The sequence below is a fragment of the Pseudomonas morbosilactucae genome, assembly GCF_023241715.1.
In the GTDB taxonomy this organism is placed as follows: Bacteria; Pseudomonadota; Gammaproteobacteria; order Pseudomonadales; family Pseudomonadaceae; genus Aquipseudomonas; species Aquipseudomonas morbosilactucae.
Genome location: NZ_JALQCW010000146.1, coordinates 1 through 7,021 on the forward strand (window position 1 = coordinate 1; position 7,021 = coordinate 7,021).

The following is a 7,021-nucleotide window of genomic DNA, read 5'->3' on the forward strand; positions in this document are numbered from 1 at the left end:
GGGGGCACCATTGCGCGGGCCGCTGCGCTTGGCCGGCGGAGTGCCGGTGGTGCCGCCGCTGCTGTTGCGCGGGCCATTCTGGCGACCGCCCTGTGGCTGGCCGCCACGTGGAGCACCGCTGCCGGCACCCGCGCCTTGGGCCGGAGCACCCGGACGGCGACCACGGCCTTGGGCCGGCTTCTGTTGAGGCACGTAGTCGACACGGTTACCGAAGTTGTCGATATCGTCGTCCAGGAACTCGTCAGGCGCACGATCAGCGGCGGCGCGTGGCGCTGGCTGGCGCTGTTCGCGGGCCGGAGTACCTTCGCGAGGCTTCTGCTCACGGGCTGGGCGATCGCCACGAGCGGCAGGTTTATCCTTGCCGCCCTTGTCTTTGCCCTTGTCCTTGCGACCACCGCCGCCGCCACCGCCGTTCGGGCCGTCGCCACGAGGACCACGGGCGTTGCGCGGGTTACGCACATCAGGACGCTCGCGGACTTCCGGTTTCTCGGCTTCCACGGCGCTGGCATCAAAGCCCATCAGGTCGCCGTCGGCGATTTTCTGCTTGGTCATGCGCTCGATGCTTTTCAGCAGTTTTTCTTCGTCCGGCGCCACCAGGGAGATGGCTTCGCCCGAACGACCGGCGCGGCCAGTACGGCCGATGCGGTGCACGTAGTCTTCGTCGACGTTCGGCAGCTCGAAGTTGACCACGTGAGGCAGTTGGTCGATGTCCAGGCCACGGGCGGCGATATCGGTCGCTACCAGGATCCGCACTTCACCAGCCTTGAAGTCGGCCAGGGCTTTGGTGCGGGCGTTCTGGCTCTTGTTGCCGTGGATGGCGACAGCGGTGAGGCCGTGCTTGTCCAGGTACTCGGCCAGGCGGTTGGCGCCGTGCTTGGTGCGGGTAAAGACCAGCACCTGTTCCCAGGCGCCGGCAGTGATCAAGTGCGCCAGCAATGCACGCTTGTGGCTCGCGGCCAGGCGGAACACGCGCTGCTCGATACGCTCGACCGTGGTGTTCGGCGGCGTGACTTCGATGCGCTCGGGGTTGTGCAACAACTTGCCCGCCAAAGCGGTGATGTCGTTGGAGAAGGTTGCCGAGAACAGCAGGTTCTGGCGTTTGGCCGGGAGGCGTGCGAGGACTTTCTTCACGTCATGCACAAAACCCATGTCGAGCATGCGGTCGGCTTCGTCCAGCACGAGAATTTCCACGTGGGACAGGTCGACGCTGCCTTGACCGCACAGGTCGAGCAGGCGGCCAGGGCAGGCCACCAGTACATCGACGCCACGGGCCATGGCCTGAACCTGCGGGTTCATGCCGACGCCGCCGAAGATGCAGGCGCTGACGAACTTCAGGTCGCGGGCATACAGCTTGAAGCTGTCATGCACTTGCGCGGCCAGTTCGCGAGTAGGGGTCAGGACCAGCACGCGCGGTTGGCGTGGGCCGTGACGCTGGGATTTGTCCGGGTGACCATTGGGAAACAACCGCTCCAGGATCGGAAGGGCGAAGCCGCCGGTTTTACCAGTACCTGTCTGTGCCGCAACCATCAGATCGCGACCTTGCAACACGGCGGGAATGGCCCGCTGTTGCACCGGAGTAGGCTGGGTGTAGCCGGCGGCTTCGATCGCGCCGACTAAAGCCTCGGAGAGACCGAGGGAAGCAAAGGACATGAGTAATCCTGTTTTAGTGAGGGCTTGGCCCAAAGGGATAGTCTTACCGGGCGTGAATGGCGTTTAAGGGGACGCAATCCCGTCCGGTCCTGCTGAGATCTCTGAAGGCGGGTCAGCGACGGCTCGCGCGGGCTGTTGAGCTGCGCTGTAGCGGTGTCGAGAAGCCTTGAACAGGGGCCAGCGTCCGGGCGTGAGCCTGGCGGGAGGCCGGAGTATAACAGAGCAATCACGGTACGCTGCTTTCCTGCTGCTCAACGGTTTTTTCTGATGTCGCCGGGGGCGTTCTGCCTTTAGGCCCTGCGCCATATCGCGCGCTCAGTTCGGCGTAAGCCGTTCACGCTTGAAACGCTTGAGCTCGGCGGCGAAGCGTTGCACCAGGAGGTCCATGCCGGCGTTGCGGCGCACGGCAAGGAATTGGCCCTGGCGGGTCAGCACAAAGGGGTTCTCGGTGACCTGGTCGCGGATCTTCAGGGTGTCGAGCAGGTAATGCCCCACCCGGCGGTCGGTAATCAGCAGGTCGATTCGTCCCAGCAGCAGCTTGCCGAAGTTGGCTTCCTGGGTGGGGGCAGGTTCGCGCTTGAACAGCGGCGAGTCGTTGAAGTCGTCGGTGTACAGGTAGCCCGGGGTGGTGCCAACGGTCAGGCCGCGCAACTCGTCCAGGCGCTTGAACGGGTGGGGCCGCTGGTTGGCGTAGAACATCACGAACTCGACGTCCGAGAGCGGTTCGCTGGGGTAAAGCAGGAGTTTTTCTCGCTCTTCGCGATGAAAGATATCCAGCACAGCATCGGCTTGCCCTTGCTCTAGCATGGCCAGGCAGCGCTTCCAGGGCAGGAATTGCCACTGCACTTCGATCCCCATGCGTTGGAAAACAATGGCCGTGGTTTCGTAATCCAGGCCCATGGCCTGGCCATTTTCCTCGTAGGCGTAGGGCGGCCAGGGATCGGTGACAATGCGCAACTTCTCGCCGTGGGCCATCAGGCTCAGGCAAGTGCAGAGAAGGGCTATCAGCAACCGGGGAATGGCGAGCATGGCGGGAGATTACGCTGAGGCATCATGAAATAGCTAGAGGTGCTGCTGACCGCTCTAGCTCAAGGCCTGCGCATAAAAAAAGGCCCCGGTTTGCGCCGGGGCCTTCTTGGCCGGAAACCGTCGCTGATCAGCGCGGCAGTTTCAGGTTGTTCCAGATGGCCAAACTCGGTTCGGCCTGGTTCAGGGTGTAGAAGTGCAACCCCGGTGCGCCGCCTTGCAGCAGGCGTTCGCACATTTCGCTGATGACCTGCTCGCCGAAGGCCTGGATGCTCGCGGTGTCGTCACCGTAGGCTTCCAGTTGCTTGCGGATCCAGCGCGGGATCTCGGCGCCGCAGGCGTCGGAGAAGCGGGCCAGCTTGCTGTAGTTGGTGATCGGCATGATGCCCGGCACGATCGGGATGTTGACGCCCATTTTCTGCACGCGCTCGACGAAGTAGAAGTAGCTGTCGGCGTTGAAGAAGTACTGGGTGATCGCGCTGTCAGCGCCGACATTGGCCTTGCGTACGAAGTTGGACAGGTCGTCTTCGAAGTTGCGGGCTTGCGGGTGCATTTCCGGGTAAGCGGCGACTTCGATGTGGAAGTGGCTGCCGGTTTCTTCACGAATGAAGCTCACCAGGTCGTTGGCGTGGCGCAGCTCACCGCTGGCCATGCCCATGCCCGAAGGCAGGTCGCCGCGCAGGGCGACGATGCGCTTGATGCCGGCTGCCTGGTACTGGCTCAGCAGGCCGCGCAGGTCGTCCTTGCTGTCGCCGACACAGGACAAGTGCGGCGCCGCAGGGATTTTTACTTCGCTCTCCAGTTGCAGCACGGTGTTGATCGTGCGGTCACGGGTCGAGCCACCGGCACCGTAGGTGCAGGAGAAGAAGTCGGGGTTGTAGCCGGCCAACTGACGGGCAGTGGCGAGCAGTTTTTCATGCCCAGCATCGGTCTTGGTGGGGAAGAACTCGAAGCTGTAGCGACGGTCTTGGGACATAGGGCCTCCAGCAGTGAGCTGCAGGCTTCAAGCGGCAAGAGGGCGGTGCGCCGACTCCCGCATTTGAAGCCCGCGGCTCACAACTGCAAAAAACGATGAAGAAGCAGGCCTCAAACCTCAAACAGCAAGCAAGCCAACCGCTCTTGCTTGCCGCTTACAGCTCAAAGCTTGCCGCTGCTCTTAGTACCGATAAGCGTGCGGCTTGAACGGGCCTTCGACGGTCACGCCGATGTAGTCGGCCTGGGTCTTGGTCAGTTGCGTCACCACGCCGCCGAAACCGCGGACCATTTCCAGGGCCACTTCTTCGTCGAGTTTCTTCGGCAGTACTTCAACGGTCAGGCGCTCGGCTTTCTGGGCAGGCGACAGGTCGGCGTACTTCTGGCCGAACAGGAAGATCTGCGCCAGTACCTGGTTGGCGAACGAGCCGTCCATGATGCGGCTTGGGTGACCGGTGGCGTTGCCCAGGTTCACCAGGCGGCCTTCGGCCAGCAGGATCAGGTAGTCGTCGTTCTGTGGGTCGAAATCGCCCGCGCCGGTGCGGTGGATCTTGTGCACTTGTGGCTTCACTTCTTCCCATGCCCAGTTCTTGCGCATGAAAGCGGTGTCGATTTCGTTGTCGAAGTGGCCGATGTTGCAGACAACAGCGCGCTTCTTCAGGGCTTTGAGCATGTTTGCGTCGCAAACATTGACGTTGCCGGTGGTGGTCACGATCAGGTCGATCTTGCCCAGCAGGGCTTTGTCGATGCTGGCTTCGGTGCCGTTGTTGATGCCGTCGATGAATGGCGAAACCAGTTCAAAGCCGTCCATGCAGGCTTGCATGGCGCAGATCGGGTCAACTTCGGAAACCTTGACGATCATGCCTTCCTGACGCAGGGACTGAGCCGAGCCCTTGCCCACGTCGCCGTAACCGATGACCAGCGCTTGCTTGCCGGACAGCAGGTGGTCGGTGCCGCGCTTGATGGCGTCGTTCAGGCTGTGACGGCAGCCGTACTTGTTGTCGTTCTTGCTCTTGGTCACCGAGTCGTTGACGTTGATGGCCGGGATTTTCAGCTCGCCCTTGGCCAGCATGTCCAGCAGGCGGTGTACGCCGGTGGTGGTTTCTTCGGTCACGCCGTGAACACGGTCCAGCACAGCTGGGTACTTCTTGTGCAGCAACTCGGTCAGGTCGCCGCCGTCGTCGAGGATCATGTTGGCGTCCCAAGGTGCGCCATCCTTGAGGATGGTTTGCTCCAGGCACCACTCGTACTCTTGCTCGGTCTCGCCTTTCCAGGCGAATACCGGGATACCGGCGGCGGCGATGGACGCGGCGGCCTGGTCCTGAGTCGAGAAAATGTTGCAGGACGACCAGCGCACTTCGGCACCCAGGGCAACCAGGGTTTCGATCAGCACGGCGGTCTGAATGGTCATGTGGATGCAGCCGAGGATTTTCGCGCCCTTGAGCGGTTGCTCACCGGCGTACTTGCGACGCAGACCCATCAGGGCCGGCATTTCCGACTCGGCGATGATGGTTTCACGACGGCCCCAGGCAGCCAGGGACATGTCGGCGACTTTGTAGTCGGTAAAATCTGCAGGCGTGTTTACAGCGCTCATGAAGAGCCTCCATTCGTAAGTATGCGAATGGGCGCCGTTGTGCGTTTAGTGCCGAGACAGGCAGCCCTGTATCAACAACGCCCCATCCGAGCCTGACAGGTCATGCCTGCTGCAGCGCCCCTCGGACGGGTGGCGGGAAAACGGTATCAAGTGCAGATGACCGTTTTGAAACGGTGGCGATTATAGCGTTCTTTGAGTGGCGAGGGGCAAGCTTCAAGCGGCAAGTAAGCGCCACTCGGTTTTTACTTGCAGCTTGTGGCTTGAAACTTGAAGCTGGGGGCATCAACTACCCTCTATCCACCCCCTCAGAGGCCTGCGCCCCATGAACTTCCACACCCGCAAATGGGTAAAACCCGAAGACCTCAATCCCAACGGCACCCTGTTCGGCGGTAGCCTGTTGCGCTGGATCGACGAAGAAGCGGCGATCTACGCCATTGTCCAGCTGGGTAACCAGCGGGTCGTCACCAAGTACATTTCGGAAATCAACTTTGTCAGCGCTTCGCGCCAGGGCGACATCATTGAGTTGGGCATCACCGCCACTGAATTCGGTCGCACCTCGATCACCCTCACTTGCGAAGTGCGCAACAAGATCACCCGCAAATCCATCCTGACCGTCGAGAAGATGGTGTTCGTCAACCTCGGCGAAGACGGTCTGCCAGCCCCCCACGGCCGTACCGAAATCAAGTACGTCAAAGACCAGTTCCAGGACGAAGCCTGACACCACCCGTAGCCGTAGGCTGGCCGGCGGATGCGCCCGATCATCGCCCTCGTCAGCAAGCAGAGCGCCGCCCGGCTGCTCCTACGGAACAGCCCTGAACCCCGCGTGTCGTAGCTAAAATGACTCGCCAGGTTCAGGAGCTTTATGGACGCCAAAAACGACGGTAAAACCCCCGGTCTGTCGGCCGAGGAGCAGCAAGAAGTCGACCATAACCAGCCACCGCGAGCCGCGGTCCTGCACGAGATCATTCGCACCCAGGGTGACCAGGAACTGGAGCGCAGTGTGGCCGCCCTGTGGTGGTCAGCGCTGGCGGCCGGCCTGACCATGGGCTTGTCCCTGATGGGCATGGGCCTGCTCAACTCGCGCCTGCCGGACGGCGAAGGCTTCAAGGTGATCGCCAGCTTTGGCTATTGCGCGGGCTTTCTGGCGGTGATCCTCGCGCGCCAGCAACTCTTTACCGAAAACACCCTGACCGCCGTGCTGCCGGTGATGAGCAAGCCGAACCTGAGCAATTTCGGGCGGCTGTTGCGTTTGTGGAGTGTGGTGCTGGTGGGGAATCTGTGCGGCACCTTGCTGGTGGCTTACGTGATGCTGCATCTGCCGATTTTCGACACCAAGACCGACCTGGCCTTTCTCGACATTGGCCGCAAGGTCATGGAGAACGACAGCGGGCAGATGTTCGCCAAGGGCATCATTTCCGGCTGGATGATCGCCACCATGGTCTGGATGATCCCGTCCATGGAGAGCGCGAAGATGTGGATCATCATCCTCATCACCTACCTGATGGCGCTCGGGGATTTCACCCATATCGTCGTGGGGTCGGCCGAAGTCTCATATTTGGTGTTTGCCGGCGAATTGCCGTGGCGGGATTTCTGGTGCGTGTTTGCCGGTCCGACCCTGGCGGCAACATCATCGGCGGCAGTTGCATCTTTGCCTTGATCAGCCATGCCCAGGTGCGCAGTGAAAGTGGCCAGCCCAACAAGGCGCGGATCGGAGCGCTCCGATCCGCGGCAGACTCAAATGAATCAGTGGCGTCGCTGGCAGCTTCTACCGGTGCGTCG

At 61.7% G+C, this 7,021-nt stretch carries 4 protein-coding genes, 2 pseudogenes and 1 riboswitch; of the genes and pseudogenes, 2 read left to right on the forward strand and 4 right to left on the reverse strand.

Going from position 1 to position 7,021, the window contains the following annotated elements:
- The 4 genes and pseudogenes from rhlE2 to M1B34_RS33550 all read right to left on the reverse strand — a co-directional run.
- The coding region (rhlE2, locus tag M1B34_RS33535) for an RNA helicase RhlE2 (RefSeq protein ID WP_268267418.1) at nt 1–1,650 on the reverse strand (1,650 nt) is incomplete at its 3' end.
- Nucleotides 1,651–1,876: 226 nt separating this feature from the next.
- A pseudogene (locus tag M1B34_RS33540) lies at nt 1,877–2,679 on the reverse strand (substrate-binding periplasmic protein).
- Nucleotides 2,680–2,806: 127 nt separating this feature from the next.
- Nucleotides 2,807–3,652, reverse strand: coding sequence for a methylenetetrahydrofolate reductase [NAD(P)H] (metF, locus tag M1B34_RS33545; protein WP_268267419.1), 846 nt, complete (start codon nt 3,650–3,652; stop codon nt 2,807–2,809).
- A 180-nt stretch (nt 3,653–3,832) separates the two neighbouring features.
- Complete coding sequence (locus M1B34_RS33550) at nt 3,833–5,242, reverse strand: adenosylhomocysteinase (RefSeq protein WP_123327592.1); 1,410 nt, start codon at nt 5,240–5,242, stop codon at nt 3,833–3,835.
- Nucleotides 5,243–5,264: 22 nt separating this feature from the next.
- Nucleotides 5,265–5,371: riboswitch (S-adenosyl-L-homocysteine riboswitch) on the reverse strand.
- 193 nt (nt 5,372–5,564) lie between these two features.
- On the opposite strand from M1B34_RS33550, the gene M1B34_RS33555 reads away from it, so the two are divergent.
- Together M1B34_RS33555 and M1B34_RS33560 are read left to right on the forward strand one after the other, a co-directional pair.
- Nucleotides 5,565–5,960, forward strand: coding sequence for an acyl-CoA thioesterase (locus M1B34_RS33555; RefSeq protein WP_123327591.1), 396 nt, complete (start codon nt 5,565–5,567; stop codon nt 5,958–5,960).
- 144 nt (nt 5,961–6,104) lie between these two features.
- Nucleotides 6,105–7,021 (forward strand): annotated as a pseudogene (locus M1B34_RS33560) (formate/nitrite transporter family protein); the annotation flags it as partial.

Bases quoted from the DNA above. Each gene is read 5' to 3' on its own strand.
- metF (WP_268267419.1), bottom strand. From the start codon at position 3,652: ATGTCCCAAGACCGTCGCTACAGCTTCGAGTTCTTCCCCACCAAGACC.
- M1B34_RS33550 (WP_123327592.1), bottom strand. From the start codon at position 5,242: ATGAGCGCTGTAAACACGCCTGCAGATTTTACCGACTACAAAGTCGCC.
- M1B34_RS33555 (WP_123327591.1), top strand. From the start codon at position 5,565: ATGAACTTCCACACCCGCAAATGGGTAAAACCCGAAGACCTCAATCCC.